The organism is Sphingomonas sp. UYAg733 (assembly GCF_054057355.1).
On the sequence record NZ_JBSRZE010000011.1, the window covers coordinates 19,049 to 34,306 of the forward strand.

Genomic DNA, 15,258 nt, shown 5'->3' on the forward strand with positions numbered 1-15,258 from the left:
GATGCTTTTTTGCAACGCACCATGAAATGAATCTCGGGGGTCTGGCGTAACCGCCCCGATGTCATCTATCCGAAATAATCAAGGTGCAGGGGCCCGGCAACGGACAAGCGCCGTCTGACAGAGCAAAGACGCTCGAAGGGGAAGAAATTCATGCGTAACAACCTATTCCTGGGCGTGGCATTTGCCGCCCTGATGATTCCGGGCGTCGCGTTCGCCCAGTCGACCGGCTCGACCGAATTTGGCGACGACGACATCGTCGTTACTGCAACCACCACGCGTGGCGTCGATGGCATCATCATCCCCGATTCGCCCAAGGCGCGCCAGGTTCTGACCAACGAGATTATCAATCGTGGCTCGTCCGGCAACACCGTACTCAACGCGCTGAATATCGTTCCAGGCGTGAATTTCACGCAGAGCGATGCCTTTGGTTCGTCGGGCGGCAACATCCGTATCCGGGGTTTCGACGGCAACCGCATCTCGCTGACTTTCGACGGCTTCCCGCTGAACGACACTGGCAACTATGCGATCTATTCGAACCAGCAACTCGACCCCGAGTTGATCCAGGAGGTCAACGTCAATCTCGGCACGACCGACATCGACAGCCCGACCGCCAGCGCCGCCGGCGGCACGATCAACTACAAGACCATCATTCCCAGCGACGACTTCAGCGCAACTCTGGCGGGCTCGGCCGGCGAAAATGACTTCATGCGCATCTTCGGCCTAGTCCAGACTGGGCAGCTGACCTCTTTCGGTACCAAGGCTTTTGCCTCTGCCAGCATGGCGCGCAATGACAAGTTCAAGGGTCCCGGCCGGATCGAGAAGCAGCAATATAACGTCGGCATATACCAGCCGATCGGCGATAACGGCGATTTCTTCCGTCTCTCCGGCCATTACAACCAGAACCGCAACGCCTTTTATCGCAATCCGGGCATCAACGATCTTCGCACGCTATTTGGTGCAACGAGGATCCAGCCAGCACCGCCAACGACAGGCACTCCACCAGCTGGAACGGCCACCCCAGCCAACCCTATCGATCTCGATGGCTTCTCGCATGCGCAGCAGGACACCATCAATAATTTCGAAAATGGAGCGCTGTGCCTTCGCCCGACCCCTGGTTCGGGTACGCAGAGTGACGGTACCGGCGCGGCTGCGGCTTGTAGCAATTACTATGGAGTGCGCATCAATCCATCGAACACAGCCAATGTGCGCTTCAATTCGCGCTTCACGTTGAGCGACAAGCTTCTGCTGACCGCTGACGCCTCCTATCAGTACACGCTCGCCAATGGCGGTGGCAGCACGACACTTGCGGAGAATTCGACCCGCGCGAGAGGCGGCACGCCTGGCGCGCCCGGCGTCGATTATAACGGCGACGGCGACTATCTCGACACCGTTCGTTTCTACACGCCGAACAACACCAACACGAACCGCATCACGGCCACTACATCGTTGATCTACAGTCTCGACGAACAAAACCGCCTGCGGATCGCTTATACCTTCGACCGCGGTAATCACCGCCAGACTGGCGAATGGGGCTATCTGAGCCAGACTGGCATTCCAGAAAGCGTGTTCGGCGGCCGTGGTGACGCCCGTCCGGTGCTCACCGCCGATGGCTATCAGATCCAGCAACGCGACCGACTGTCCATCGCACTCCTGAACCAGATTTCGGGCGAGTATGTCGGCAAGTTCCTGGACAACGCGCTGACCGTGCAGGTCGGGATACGTGCACCGTTCTTCAAGCGCGAACTCGATCAACGTTGCTTGACGGAAGCACGCGGCAGCGGCTTCGCCTACTGCACGAGCGAGGTCATTCCAGCGGCCCGGATCATCGCCCCTGGCGCAACGGTACCGGGAACGGACGTAATTCCGAGCACAGTCTATTATGCTCCTTTCAAGAAGACCTATAATTTCAGTGCGGTCTTGCCGAGCGTGGGTGTCGTGTACAAATTCGGCGACGGCGCGAACATCTTCGCAAGCTATGCGAAGGGCTTCTCGGCGCCCCGAACAGACAATCTTTATCGTTCGCCATTCGTTGATGTTAAGCCCGAGAAGACCGATGCGTTCGATCTCGGCGTGCGTATGTCGAACGGCCGGGTGCAGGCTCAGGCGACCGCGTGGTACATCACTTACAAGAACCGCATCGTGACATCGTACGATTTCGATCAGGGCATCTCAATCGACCGCAACGTCGGCAAGGTGGACAGCTATGGCGTCGATGCCGGCGTGACGCTGAAGGCGACCGATTGGGTCTCGCTGACAGCGTTCGGTTCCTATATCCATGCGGAACTGAAGGACAACATTCAGATCGGCGGTACGGCGGCAAACCCGACCTTCGCACAGACAAAGGGCAAAAGCGTAACGGAGACGCCCGATTGGCAGGTCGGCGGTCGCGCGGAATTCACTCTCGGTCCGGTCGAGCTTGGTGGCACCGCCAAGTGGGTCGATAAGCGCTTCGCAACCGACGTGAACGACGTCGTAGCGCCAGCCTACACACTGGTCGATCTTGATGCGCGCCTCAATCTGAAGCAGTTCGGTCTCCGGAAGACTTATCTTCAGCTGAACGTGCTGAACCTGTTCGACGAGTTCTACTTCGGCAACATCTCGACGCAAATCAACGCGGCAGGCAACCCGAACTTCTCGGTCGGCTATCCGCGCACCATCACGGGCAGCGTTCACTTCGAATTCTGATCGCTGATCGGCACAAAAAATCGGCCGCCGTCCCAATTAGGACGGCGGCCTTTTTTATCCGGTGGCTGGGCTCGCGTCAGGCGAGCCCGACTGCCCCTACCGCATCAACACCAATTCCTCCGCCATCGACGGGTGCAACGCCACGGTCTGGTCGAACGCGTCCTTGGTCAGGCCCGCTTTCACCGCGATCGCCGCCGCCTGCAGGATCTCCGGCGCGTCGGGGCCGATCATGTGCAGGCCGAGCACCTTGCCCGTCTCGCTGTCGCAGACCATCTTGTAGAGCGAGCGTTCATTGCGTCCCGCCAGCACATTCTTCATCGGCCGGAAGTCCGAGGTGTAGACCTTGCATGAGCCGAGTTTGTTCTTCGCCTCGCTCTCGGTCATCCCCACGCCCGCCATCGGCGGATGGCTGAACACGGCGGAGGGAATGCAGCCATAATCGACGCGGGTCGGCTTGTTGCCGAAGACCGTATCGGCGAACGCCTGGCCCTCGCGGATCGCGACGGGAGTGAGCTGCACGCGGTTGGTCACGTCGCCGACCGCATAGATGCTCGGACAGGTGGAACGGTTATCCTCATCGACCTTTACCGCGCCCTTGGCGTCGAGATCGACGCCGGCGGTTTCCAGCCCCAGCCCCCTGGTCAGCGGCTCGCGGCCGGTGGCGAACATCACCGTGTCGACCGTAACCGGCTCATGGTTCGACATACTGACCGTCAGGCAGCCATTCTTTTCCTTGGTGATGCCTTCGAACTCGGCATGGAAGCGGAACTCGATCCCCTTCATCATCGAGATTTGCAGCAACCGGTCCCGGATCGATTCGTCATAGCCGCGAAGGATCACATCGGTGCGGTTGATCAGGATGACGTGCGCGCCAAGCTGATGGAAGATTCCGGCGAATTCATTGGCGATATAACCCGCGCCGGCGATCAGGATGCGCTTGGGCACCGCATCGAGGTGGAACGCCTCGTTCGATGTGATGCCATATTCATGCCCCGGGCATTTCGGCACCGACGGTGTCGCGCCGGTCGCGATCAGGATGATCTTTGCCGTCACCTCGCGCCCGCCGGCGAGCTTCACATTGTTCGGCCCGGTGATCGTCGCCCGTTCCGTGATGATCTCTACACCGTGATTTTCCAGCGTCGCGGTGTACGCGCCGTTGATCCGGTCGACTTCCTCCAGCACATTGTCGCGTAGCACCGTCCAGTCGAAATCGCATTTCGGCACGTTCCAGCCGAAACGGCGCGCGTCGGCCAGATCCTCCGCGAAATGCGCACCATAGACGAGCAGCTTCTTGGGCACGCAACCGCGGATCACGCAGGTGCCGCCGACACGATATTCCTCGGCCACCGCGACCTTCGCACCATGCGCGGCGGACACGCGCGCGGCGCGCACCCCGCCTGAGCCGGCGCCGATGACGAACAGGTCATAGTCGTATTTAGGAGCGGTCATGCTGTACCCTCGTCAAAAGAAACCGTTCGTGCTGAGCTTGTCGAAGCACCGTTCTTCTTCTCTCGCGGCCGGGGAGGAGAACGGTCCTTCGACAAGCTCAGCACGAACAGATGTTATACGTGATCAGCCAAAGGCCCGCTTGATCAGATCATCGGTCGAGGCGTCGAAGCTCTGTCCGCCGGCGATCGCCGCCTTGGCCATTTCCTTGCCCAGCTCGACGCCGAACTGGTCGAACGAATTGATCCCGAGCAGCACGCCATTAACGAACACGCGGTGTTCGTAGAATGCGATCAGCGCGCCCAGACTACGCGCGTCGAGATCGTCGAGCAGGATCGTCGATGACGGCCGGTCGCCCGAATAGCTGCGCGCCGGGTCGTCGACCGTCTTGCCCGCCATCAGCGCGGCGCCCTGCGCAAAGGCGTTGAGCAACAATTGCCGGTGATGATCCTCGGCCAGGGTATCGCCCGCCTCGATCACCGCGACGAACTCGACCGGCACCAGATGCGTGCCCTGATGGAGCAGCTGGAACACCGCATGCTGGGCATCTGTACCAACCCCGCCCCAGGTGATCGCGGCACTCGGCCGATCGAGCGGCTTGCCGTCGATCGTCACGCCCTTGCCGTTCGATTCCATCTCGAGTTGCTGAAGATAGGACGGCAATAGCCGCAACCTCTCGTCATAGGCGAAGGTGGCGCGCGTCTCGGCATGGCGTACTTGAGTGTAATAGAGATCGGCAAAAGCGGCCAGCGCGGGCGCATTCTCATGCAGCGCGGTCAGGCGGAAATGCCGATCCATCTCGGCCGCGCCTTCAAGCAATTCCTCGAAACAATCCCAGCCCAGCCCCAGCGCCGCCGGAAAACCGATCGACGACCAGAGCGAATAACGCCCGCCGACCGATTCGCTGAACGGCAGGATGCGCGTTTCATCGACACCCCATTCGAGCGCCTTGTCGGGCTCCGCGGTCAGCGCGACGACCCGGCCATAAATGTCCTCCACGCCATGCTCGGTCATCCATTGCAGGACGCTCTGCGCATTGAGCATCGTCTCTGTGGTGGTGAAGGTCTTGGACGCGATGACCAGCAGGGTGGCGGCGGGATCGAATTTCTTGAACACCTCCTCCAGCGCGACGCCATCGACATTGGAGACGATCGCAACGTCGTAACGCCCCGAATCGCGGCCCAGCGCATCGACCAGGAGATGCGGGCCAAGCGCCGACCCGCCGATACCGATATGCAGGATGTGGCGGATCGGTCCAAGCGCCTCGCCCTCGATCGCATCGATCAGCGAACGCATCCGTGCGTGTAGCGCGCGCGCCCGCGCGACACTCTCCCTGGCACCCTCCCCGCGTTCGGCGGTATGTTCGACCGCCCGCCCTTCGGTCAGGTTGATCGCCTCACCCGCGAACAGCGCTTCGCGCTTGGCCGCCAGCCCTTGCGCCTTGGCCAGCGCCTCGAATGCGGACACCGCGCCTGCGGTCAGATGCGTCTTCGACCAGTCGAAATGAAGCCCCGCGACATCGGCCGAGAAGCGCGCGAGCCGGTCCGGGTCATCGGCAAACAGGCTCTTCAACGTGGCGGCGGGGAGCGCCTCGATCGCGGTCCAGTCGGCTGCGGGCATGGGCACGTCCAATCCTTGTTGTCTGGGGTCGTCGGGCGGGGTCGTTTGTCGTGAAGGGGTCGATGTGGTGGGCTTAAGGTCGATACTCAATGGCCGCAACGGCACATCTCGCGCCCGCACCTGCTTGACGCCCCGCGCGCGCATGCGCAAACCGCGCCGATGGCCGATACCGACACCCTGCCCGATGCGGCACCCGCAGATCCCCCGCCCTCTGATCCCCCGAGCACCGGCTCGAAAGCGATCAAGCCCAAGTCGGAGACGGCCGAGACGCTGATTTTCCTGCTCAAGCTGGCGATCGTCGTGCTCATCTTCCGCAGCTTCATCTTTTCGCCGTTCAGCATCCCGTCGCAATCGATGCTGCCGCGCCTCTATATCGGCGACTATCTGTTCATCTCGAAATGGAATTACGGCTATTCGCGTCATTCGTTGCCGCTGAGCCTACCGCTCATTCCCGGTCGCGTCTTCGGACGCGATCCGACGCGCGGCGATGTGGTCGTGTTTCGCGGGCCGGGTCCGGATGAGCATGACGTGATCAAGCGCGTCATCGGTCTGCCCGGCGATTCGATCCAGATGCGCGCGGGCCAGGTGATCCTGAACGGCACCGCGATTCCCAAGGAGCGCGTGGCCGACTTCACCATCCCGCTGACGCCGAATTATTCAGGTTCGGAATGCCCGTCCGAGTTCCAGGATGTCGATGCCACGCGCAAGCCGATCTGCCGTTATCTGCAGTTCCGCGAGACGCTGCCTGGCGGCAAATCTTACATGGTGCTCGACCGCGGCGACAATCCGGTGGCGGACGAAACCTCCATCTATTCGGTTCCGACCGGTCATGTCTTCGTGATGGGCGACAATCGCGACGATAGCGGCGACAGCCGCTTCGAACCGCCGCAGGGCATGGGGATGGTGCCGCTGGAGCGGATCGAGGGCAAGGCGGTGGTCAGCTTCTTCTCGACCGATGGTTCGGCCAATTGGTTTCTCCCCTGGACCTGGTTCAGCGCGGCGCGGTGGAGCCGCATCGGGGAAGGCTTTTGAGCGCTAACGCCGAAAACAGCCCCAAGGCCTGGATCACCAGCATTTTCGGCCACACGCCGGCCGATCTCGCGCCGTTCGAGCGCGCGCTGACGCATGGCAGCCAGGCAGCGGCGAATTATGAGCGGCTCGAATTCCTCGGCGACCGCGTGCTCGGGCTGGTCATGGCCGAATGGCTGTTCGCGCTCTTCCCCGCCGAACCCGAAGGCGCATTATCGAAGCGGTTGAACGCGCTGGTCACCGGCGCGGCGTGTGCCGATGTCGCGCGCGGTCTCGGCGTGGCGGCGCATCTCAAGCTCGGCAAGCAGGCCCGCGACGACGGCGCAACCGACAGCGACAATGTGCTTGGCGACGTGATGGAGGCGCTGATCGGTGCGCTTTATCTCGATGGCGGGCTGGAGGTCGCGCGCGCCGCGATCCGCAGCGGCTGGGGTGAACGAGTGACGACGCAGGGGTCCGCGCCGCAACATCCCAAATCCGCGCTGCAGGAATGGGCCGCAGCGCATAGCCGGCGCACTCCGACCTATGACGTGATCGACCGCTCCGGCCCGCACCACGCCCCACGCTTCACGGTGAAAGCGGCGATCGGGGCCCTGGCGGAGGCGACCGCCGAGGGAAGCTCGAAGCAGGAGGCGGAAACGGCCGCAGCGTCAGCGTTGCTGGCGAAGCTGGGGTAATTATCGATTTTTAGGCGCTACCCACTCCCTGTTCGTTTCGAGCGAAGTCGAGAAACATTGACCCGGCGCTGAAATCGGTTTCTCGACTTCGCTCGAAACGAACGGAACAGAAGAATGACCGAACTCCAACAAAAATGCGGCCTCATCGCCGTCGTCGGCGCACCGAACGCCGGCAAATCCACCCTGGTCAACGCGCTGGTCGGGCAGAAGGTGGCGATCGTCAGCCCCAAGGCGCAGACCACGCGCGTACGGCTGATGGGTGTCGCGATCGAGGGCGATACGCAGTTGCTGCTGGTCGATACGCCCGGCATCTTCGAACCCAAGCGCCGACTCGACCGCGCGATGGTCTCCGCCGCCTGGGGCGGAACCGAGGGCGCCGACGTGCTCGCGCTGGTGGTCGATGCCAAGGGCGGATTGGGTGCCAAGGTCACTGACATCGCGGAGTCGATCAAGGGCCGCAGCGAGCCGAAATACCTGATCCTCAACAAGGTCGATCTCGCCGACAAGGCCAAGCTGCTGCTCCATGCCGAGAAGCTCAACGCACAGGTCGGTTTCGCCGAGACTTTCTTCGTCAGCGCGACGACCGGCGACGGGCTGGTCGAATTGAAGAAACATCTCGCCGCCGCGATGCCTGAGGGCCCCTGGCACTTCCCAGAGGATCAGGTGTCCGACGCGACCGAACGCAGCCTGGCGTCCGAAGTCACGCGCGAACAGCTCTATCTCCAGCTCCACGCCGAACTCCCCTATGCCAGCGCGGTCGAAACCGAACAGTATAAGGAGCGCGAGGATGGATCGGTCGAGATCCATCAGCAAATCCTGGTCGAACGCCCGACCCAGCGCGCGATCATCCTCGGCAAGGGCGGTTCACGGATCAAGGAGATTGGCGGGCGGGCACGGACTGAACTTGCCGCGATCATGGGCCGGCCGGTGCATCTCTACCTTCATGTAAAGGTAAAGCCGGGCTGGGATGAGGAACGCGACGTGTATCGCGACATGGGGCTCGACTGGGTCGATTGAGGGTCAGCCCCTAGCCCAGCACCTCATCAACCCATGCCGGCACCAGCACGCCCGCCGCGCCCATTCGCGCCTCATGGAAATACATGCTCCCCGCCGACGGCTCCAGATTGAGCTCCAGCGTCTGCGCGCCATGATAACGCGCGGTCTGTACGAACCCGGCGGCGGGATAGACCGCGCCCGACGTACCGATCGACACGAACAGATCGGCGCGGGAGATCGCGCGCTCGATCTCCTCCATCCGATAAGGCATCTCACCGAAGAACACGATGTCGGGCCGAAGCGCCGCCGCCCCGCACGCGCCGCACACCGATCCCGACGGCAAGCCATGTCGCCACGCGACCCGCGCGTCGCACGCCGCGCATAGCGCCGAATTCAGCTCGCCATGCATATGCAGCATGCGCTCCGCCCCCGCCCGTTCGTGCAGGTCATCGACATTCTGCGTCACGATGAGCAACTCGCCCGGCCACTCCCGGTCGAGCCGCGCCAGCGCCTCATGCGCGGCATTGGGCACGACCTCCGCCAGCGCCGCCCGGCGCAGGTCGTAGAAGCGGTGGACCAGTTCCGGATCGTGGGCGAGCGCCTGGGGCGTGCAGACGTCCTCGACGCGGTGCCCTTCCCACAGACCGCCCGGCCCACGAAAGGTCGCGATGCCGCTCTCCGCAGAAATGCCCGCGCCGGTGAGGACGACGATGGTGTGGATATCACTCATAAGGTGCATTTAACGCAGCAGGCACATGTTCGGAAATGGGGAACACGAAAACTGGCGCCAACGCACCAAATGCGTAAGGGCGACCGGCCCACCCCAACCGTTGATTCCAGCCAGCCCAACGATACTCTAAAGCTCGCGCAACGCTTCCGCCGGTCGCGCACGCAAGGCCGGCAGACTGCCCGCCAGCCCGGTGCCGAGTGTCACGATGACCGAGGCCGCCAGAGTCAGTGCGACGACATCGTAACGCGGCCCCCACGCCAGGTCGAACAGGCGCACCACGACGAACCAGCCCGCCGCGCTGCCCATCACCAGCGCGACGATAATCAGCACCAGCGACAGCATCGCATATTCCAGCGCCTGCGCGCCGAGCACTTGGCGCCGGCTGCCGCCGAGCAGTTTCAGGATCACCGCATCGTAACGCCGCGTCCGCCCCGATGCCGCGACCGCGCCGACCAGCACCGCGATGCCGGCGGCAACCGTCACCGCGGCGGCGGCGCGGACCGCCAGTGCCACCTGGCCGAGCACCAGGCCGATCTGGCTGATCACATCGCCGACCCGGATCAGCGTCACCGACGGCAGTGCCGTCCCGACCCTGCTCGCGACCGAGCCATCCTTGGTCGCGGCGGAATAGACGCTGGCGAGCAGGCCGTGCGGTGCTTCCTCGATATAGCCGGGGGAAAACACGATCGCGAAATTGAGTCCCAGCCCGTTCCAGTCGATCTTGCGCAACGACGCGATCCTTGCCGGTACATCGACGCCCAGCACCGACACGGTGATCGTATCGCCGATCTTCAGGCCAAGCGCCTCCGCCGCCTTGTCCTCCAGCGACACCAAAGGCGGCCCGCGATAATCGGCCGGCCACCAGCGCCCGGCAACCACTTCGTTGCGCGGCGGCACGGTCGCCGCCCAGGTGATCGTGCGATCGCCGCGCAGCACCCACGCGTCCTCGGGCACCACTTTCATATCGGCGACCCGCACCCCGCGCAGCACGGTGATCGACCCGCGCAGCGACGGCACGGTTTCGACCCGCGCGCCCGGCGATGCGGCGATCACCGCATCACGAAAGCGCGCCGCGTCCTCCGGCTGCAGATCGATCGCGAAGAAGCGCGGCGCCTTGGCAGGGGCGGTGCCGGCCAGTTCGGCCGACAGGCTGGTGTCGATCACCGCCAGCGCCACGAACAACGAAAAGCCAAGGCCAAGCGCCACCACCAGCCGGTCGGTCTGCGCGCCGGGGCGATGCAGATTGGCCAGCGCCAGGCGCAGCAGCGGCCGGCGCGGACGCGGCAATCGCGCCACCCCGACGCGAATGATCAGCCCGATACCCCATAGCAACGCGATCAGCCCCGCCACCGCGCCGACAAAGCCGAGCGCCAACAATTGGTCGGACGAGGTCAGCACAGCGAGCGCGACAAGCGCCACGATCAACAACGCCATCGCGCCGAGCACGCGTACAGAGGGCAATCTGCGCCGTGCGACCACGTCGCGCAGCAGTGACGCGGCCGGGACATAGCGCGCTCGTGCCAGCGCGGGCGTCGCGAACAGCAGCCCGACGAGCAGAGCGAGCAGTGCGGCGGTCGCCAGCGGAACGGGGTAAAATGCGAGGCGCGGCGGTACCGGCAGCGCCGAACCCGCAACGCCGGTCACGATCCACGGCACCAGCGCGCCGACCGCAAGCCCGGCCGCGACTCCGGCCGCCGCCACCAGTCCGAGCTGTGCAATGAAGATCGCGGCGATCGTCGCGGAACGGGCGCCGAGTACCTTGAGCGTCGCGATCATCCGCGTCTTGGCCGTGAGATAAGCGGCAACGCCGCTGCCGACGCCGATCCCGGCGATCGCCAGCGCGGCGAGGCCGATCAGCAGCAGGAATTGGCCGAGCTGGCCGATCCCCCGGCGCAGTCCGCCCGCCGCGCGGTCGCTCGCCTTGGCCGACCAGCCGGTATCGGCGAACCGCCTGACCAGCCGGTCGCCAGTCGTCGTCGCTGTACCTGGATCGGTCAGCAACAGGCGATAGCGGCTTTCATAGAGGCTGCCCGGCTGCACCAGCCGCGTCGCGTCGAGCCCAGCCATGTCGACCAGCACCGGCGGCCCAAGGCTGAAGCCGGCGCCGAGCCGGTCCGGCTCCTCCGCGATCAGCCCGATCACGCGCAGCGTCACCGCACCGAGCCGCACATCGTCACCGACCTTCACGCCGAGCCGTTCGGCCAGTGCCGGCGCGATTGCGATCTGCGCACCATGCGGCCGGGCGACAAGCGCGCCGGGCGCCAGCCTGAACTGCCCGACCATTGGCCATGCGTCATCGATCCCGCGCAAGGCGACCAGCACGCCGCCGGCATCACCCCCGGCACCCGTACCGGCGCTCTTGCCGACGCCGGCATACGCCATGGCGCGCATCGATACGGTTTCCGACATGCGACCGGCGCCGGCGAACGCCGCCGCTTCCTCCACCGTGGCGCGGCGTTGGGAGACCGTCAGCTCGACATCGCCACCAAGCATTTGCCGGCCATTGGCATCGAGTGCGGCGACCATGCTCGCCGAAAGGCTGCCGATCCCGGCGAGCGCGGCGGTGCCGAGGAACAGGCACAGGAAAAGCAGCAACAGCCCATGTCCACCGCGCCTTAAATCGCGCAACGCAAGCCGCCAGATGATATTCAAACGGTGGTTCCAGTGGCCGTTACGGTCAGGCGCCGATCGGCGACGATCCGCCCATCGGCCAGCTCGATCACGCGCGCGCACCGCGCGGCCAGCGCCGGATCATGGGTGATGACGAACAAAGTCGCGCCGCTCGTCGCATGCCGCGCGAACAGCAAATCCATGATCGCGGCGCCCGTCGCCGTATCGAGATTGCCGGTCGGTTCGTCGGCGAACAACAGGGCCGGGCCGGTCACCAGCGCGCGGGCAATGGCGACGCGCTGCTGCTCCCCGCCCGATAATTGCGCGGGATAATGATCGCCGCGATGGCTGAGGCCGACCGCCGCGAGTTCCGCTGCGGCGCGGGCGAACGCATCCGGCGCGCCGGCCAGCTCAAGCGGCACCGCGACATTCTCCAGCGCGGTCATCGTCGGCAACAAATGAAACGCCTGCAGCACGATGCCGATCCGCCCGCGCCGCGCGACGGCCAGCGCATCCTCGTCCAGCGCCGCGAAATCGAGTCCCGTAACCCGCACCACGCCACCGCTCGGCCGCTCCAGTCCCGACAGCACCGCCATCAATGAAGATTTGCCCGATCCCGATGGCCCGAGCAGCGCGACGCTGTCGCCGGCGGTGACGGTCAGGTCTATGCCGCGCAGGATATCGACCCGGGCGGGCGGGCGACCCAGCGACAGCGAGAGATTGCGCGCGACGATCAGGTCGCTATCGGCGGGGGATGGAACGATGGTCACAAAAGCCGCGATACGGATGCCGATGGCTGCTTGTCCATCTCGCGTTGCTGTTCGCCACAACGATAGTTCAACCGGCGCTCGCGCAACCCGCGGCGAAGGCGCCCCGCGCGCCGCTTATCTGGGCGTTGGGCGACAGCCTTACCGCGGGGTATGGCCTGCCCCCCGAACAAGGGTTCACGACGCGACTTCAGGCGGCACTGCGCCGCGACGCGGTCGCCGCGACGGTACGCAATGGCGGCGTCGCGGGCGACACTGCGGCGCAAGCGCGGGCACGCTTGCGCTGGGGCCTGCGCGGGCTCCGCGCCACACCGGACCTGGTGATCGTCGAACTCGGCGCGAACGATATGTTGCGCGGCCTGCCGGTCGCGCAGGCGCGGGCGAATCTCGACACGATCCTCGCCGAACTGAAGCGTCGCAACATTCCGGTGCTACTCGTCGGAATGCGCGCCGCACCCAATCTCGGCCCCGATTATGTCCGCGCGTTCGAGGCGATGTACCCGGCCCTTGCCCGGTCATATGGCGTGCCGCTCTACCCCTTCTTCCTCGACGGCGTGGCGGGCAATCGCCGCCTGCTTCAGGCCGACGGGCTTCATCCAACCGCACGCGGCGTGGAAATCATCGTGGCGAAAATCCTGCCCAGCGTGCGCCGGGCGCTGCGCTGAGACCGGGGCGCATATTGTGATCTGCAACGACTCTACCTCACCGCAATTCGGGTGCTGAAACAGCCGGTCCGCCAATCGTTTCCGCTGTGGCAGAGTCCGAAATCGGGCGAGCTGACCGCTTTTCCAAATGGCGATCTCGGCTTAGCCACTGCATCGGTGCGATATATGCATATTCATTGGCCCCGCGACCGGCTGATCGTCGGCGCGGGTTCAAAAAGAGCAAGATCGGGAACGCATCGGACCATCGATCGACACATATTGGAGCTCCGATAGCGGAGATATATTCATGTTCTTGTTTTCACTCGCCCTTGCGATCACGTCGGCGCAACCCGCCAATGCCGATACCACCGTCCGGGCAATGTTCGCGGCGTTCAATCGACATGACGCGGCCGCGATGGCTGCGCTGTACGCCGATGATGCCCGCCTCTCCTCATCCGACTTTTGCGCGCCCCGTGGTCAGCGTGATGTGGTGCGTACCTATACAGCCCTTTTTGCTGCCTTTCCGGACATTGAAGATCGGGTCGACGACCTGGTGGTTCAGGGCGACCGGGTTGCGGTCCGCTTCACGGCGGTCTCTGTGGCGTCCGGTTTTCGAATGCCGATCGCGACGTTTCTGAAGGTGCGCAATGGAAAGATCATCGCCGACGACAGCTATTTCGACGCTGGCAGCAAGCCGTGCGAAAAGTGAGCGCGTGACGATGCGTGAGGCGACGAGGATCGACTATGCGGAACGGATCGATCGTGTCGCGGCCCATCTCGAAAGCATGGACCTGGGCGATCGTCCCGCGACGCTTGAGGCGTTGGCGGAAATTGCGGCGTTGTCGCCGCACCATTTCCATCGCGTCTATCGGCTCATGACCGGCGAAACCATCGGCGATACGGTTCGCCGGGTTCGGCTCGCGCGGTCTCTGCCGCGCCTGAGAGAGCGAGGCGTTTCGGTAACGGAAGCGGCAGCGGCGAGCGGTTATGCCACCAGCCAGGCATTTGCCCGCGCGATCCGTGCGGTGACCGGACGTTCCGCGAGCGCGGCACGCAGCTCGGACGAGGCGGCGAACGAACTCGCCGCGGTCCTGGGACGCGGCAGTACGACGGGCGCCCCACTATCCGTCGAGATCGTTTCCACCGCACCGTTCCGCGTCGCGGCCATTCGCAATATCGGAGCGTATGCAGAGCTCGACCAGGTTTTTGAAAGATTGTTCGCGATCCTGTTCGCCGAGTTGCCGACGGAGTCGCTGATCGGTGTTCACGGCATTCCACACGACGATCCTCGTTTCACCGCCGCCGACGATGTCCGCTTCGATTGCGCACTGGATCTCGGGCAGGAGGCACAATTGCCATCGAATGTCATATCGATCCCGATCGCGGGTGGACCTCACATCCGTCTTCGGCATGTCGGCAGCTACGAGACGATCTTCGCAACGGTCGATCTCGCTTATGCCGTCGCTCTCGCTCGGGGTCTTGCGTTCGCCGACGCCCCGTTGCGCATCCACTATGTCGATACGCCGGAAGATGCGCCCGAAGATCAGCTGCGATCGGACATCTATCTGCCGATTTCGCTCCGTTGATATTGCTCTGACGCAGGAGGTTCCCGGGCGTTACCCGCGTATGACGGCTTTGCGCCCGACCTGGGCCATCTGGCGAGCTTTGGCCCCATCTTGAAAGGCGATTATATCTTTTGCAAACACTAAGGATGCGAAGCGATATCCGCGTCGATGATGCGATGGGCCTCGGATCGCAGATAATTTCGGCTATTTGATCGATCTGCCACGGCCATTTCGTTCAGCGCGCCCAAGTCGCCCGGTCTATAAATCCACGCGAAGCGATCGCCGCGTTGATACGAAATCAGGTAGCCCCGATACTGTTCATCCCACGTCGGCATTGGATGTCTCGGGTTCGGGTTTCTGTTTTGCGATCTTTTTAAGGTTCGCATCCCAGCGTCCCTCGTCCTCGTCACATTCCAGCTCGCGCGCGGCTTGCTTGAACTTCTCGCTCTGGTTCTGATCGTCCATCGTGTTGCTCCTGATCGAGTTGAT

The 15,258-nt window shown here is 63.9% G+C and carries 13 protein-coding genes; 7 read left to right on the forward strand and 6 right to left on the reverse strand.

The annotated features are described in order from the left end of the window. Positions 1-150: 150 nt before the first annotated feature. The gene (locus ACVWZA_RS16190) at positions 151-2,685 is read left to right on the forward strand and encodes a TonB-dependent receptor (protein ID WP_457312294.1); all 2,535 of its coding nucleotides are present in this window, start codon (positions 151-153) and stop codon (positions 2,683-2,685) included. A gap of 96 nt (positions 2,686-2,781) precedes the next feature. Here ACVWZA_RS16190 and gor read toward each other — a convergent pair whose 3' ends face one another. Next, positions 2,782-4,134 (reverse strand): glutathione-disulfide reductase, encoded by a 1,353-nt coding sequence (gene gor / locus ACVWZA_RS16195; RefSeq protein ID WP_457312296.1) that lies wholly within the window; start codon positions 4,132-4,134, stop codon positions 2,782-2,784. Between the two features lie 123 nt (positions 4,135-4,257). Continuing rightward, positions 4,258-5,751 (reverse strand): glucose-6-phosphate isomerase, encoded by a 1,494-nt coding sequence (gene pgi, locus ACVWZA_RS16200; protein ID WP_457312360.1) that lies wholly within the window; start codon positions 5,749-5,751, stop codon positions 4,258-4,260. Between the two features lie 159 nt (positions 5,752-5,910). Here pgi and lepB point away from each other — a divergent pair, with 159 nt between their 5' ends. The 3 genes from lepB (at position 5,911) to era (ending at position 8,474) form a co-directional block, all read left to right on the forward strand. After that, positions 5,911-6,783 carry a signal peptidase I gene (gene lepB, locus ACVWZA_RS16205; protein WP_457312297.1) on the forward strand — a complete coding sequence of 291 codons (873 nt, stop codon included), beginning with the start codon at positions 5,911-5,913 and terminating at the stop codon, positions 6,781-6,783. Next, complete coding sequence (rnc, locus tag ACVWZA_RS16210; RefSeq protein ID WP_457312298.1) at positions 6,780-7,457, forward strand: ribonuclease III; 678 nt, start codon at positions 6,780-6,782, stop codon at positions 7,455-7,457. The genes lepB and rnc overlap by 4 nt, the downstream gene beginning before the upstream one ends. A 114-nt stretch (positions 7,458-7,571) precedes the next feature. Next, positions 7,572-8,474 carry a GTPase Era gene (gene era, locus ACVWZA_RS16215; RefSeq protein ID WP_457312299.1) on the forward strand — a complete coding sequence of 301 codons (903 nt, stop codon included), beginning with the start codon at positions 7,572-7,574 and terminating at the stop codon, positions 8,472-8,474. 10 nt (positions 8,475-8,484) lie between these two features. On the opposite strand, the gene ACVWZA_RS16220 is transcribed toward era, so the two are convergent. From ACVWZA_RS16220 to ACVWZA_RS16230, 3 genes are all read right to left on the reverse strand, one after another. Beyond that, the gene (locus ACVWZA_RS16220; RefSeq protein WP_457312300.1) at positions 8,485-9,183 is read right to left on the reverse strand and encodes an NAD-dependent deacylase; all 699 of its coding nucleotides are present in this window, start codon (positions 9,181-9,183) and stop codon (positions 8,485-8,487) included. Between the two features lie 126 nt (positions 9,184-9,309). Continuing rightward, positions 9,310-11,835, reverse strand: coding sequence for an ABC transporter permease (locus tag ACVWZA_RS16225; RefSeq protein ID WP_457312301.1), 2,526 nt, complete (start codon positions 11,833-11,835; stop codon positions 9,310-9,312). Beyond that, complete coding sequence (locus ACVWZA_RS16230) at positions 11,832-12,557, reverse strand: ABC transporter ATP-binding protein (RefSeq protein ID WP_457312361.1); 726 nt, start codon at positions 12,555-12,557, stop codon at positions 11,832-11,834. Before ACVWZA_RS16230 ends, ACVWZA_RS16225 begins: the two co-directional genes overlap by 4 nt. Between ACVWZA_RS16230 and ACVWZA_RS16235 the strand changes: the two genes are divergently transcribed. From ACVWZA_RS16235 to ACVWZA_RS16245, 3 genes are all read left to right on the forward strand, one after another. After that, positions 12,548-13,225: an arylesterase gene (locus ACVWZA_RS16235; protein ID WP_457312302.1), complete on the forward strand. Its 678-nt coding sequence runs from the start codon at positions 12,548-12,550 to the stop codon at positions 13,223-13,225. The two genes, ACVWZA_RS16230 and ACVWZA_RS16235, sit on opposite strands and share 10 nt — an antisense overlap. A gap of 358 nt (positions 13,226-13,583) precedes the next feature. Further along, a complete protein-coding gene (locus ACVWZA_RS16240) occupies positions 13,584-13,913 on the forward strand; it encodes a nuclear transport factor 2 family protein (protein ID WP_457312303.1) in 330 nt (109 codons plus the stop codon). 10 nt (positions 13,914-13,923) lie between these two features. Then, positions 13,924-14,790, forward strand: a complete 867-nt coding sequence (locus tag ACVWZA_RS16245; RefSeq protein WP_457312304.1) for an AraC family transcriptional regulator — start codon at positions 13,924-13,926, stop codon at positions 14,788-14,790. Between the two features lie 297 nt (positions 14,791-15,087). On the opposite strand, the gene ACVWZA_RS16250 is transcribed toward ACVWZA_RS16245, so the two are convergent. Further along, positions 15,088-15,234, reverse strand: a complete 147-nt coding sequence (locus ACVWZA_RS16250; protein ID WP_183112790.1) for a hypothetical protein — start codon at positions 15,232-15,234, stop codon at positions 15,088-15,090. Positions 15,235-15,258 lie beyond the last annotated feature (24 nt).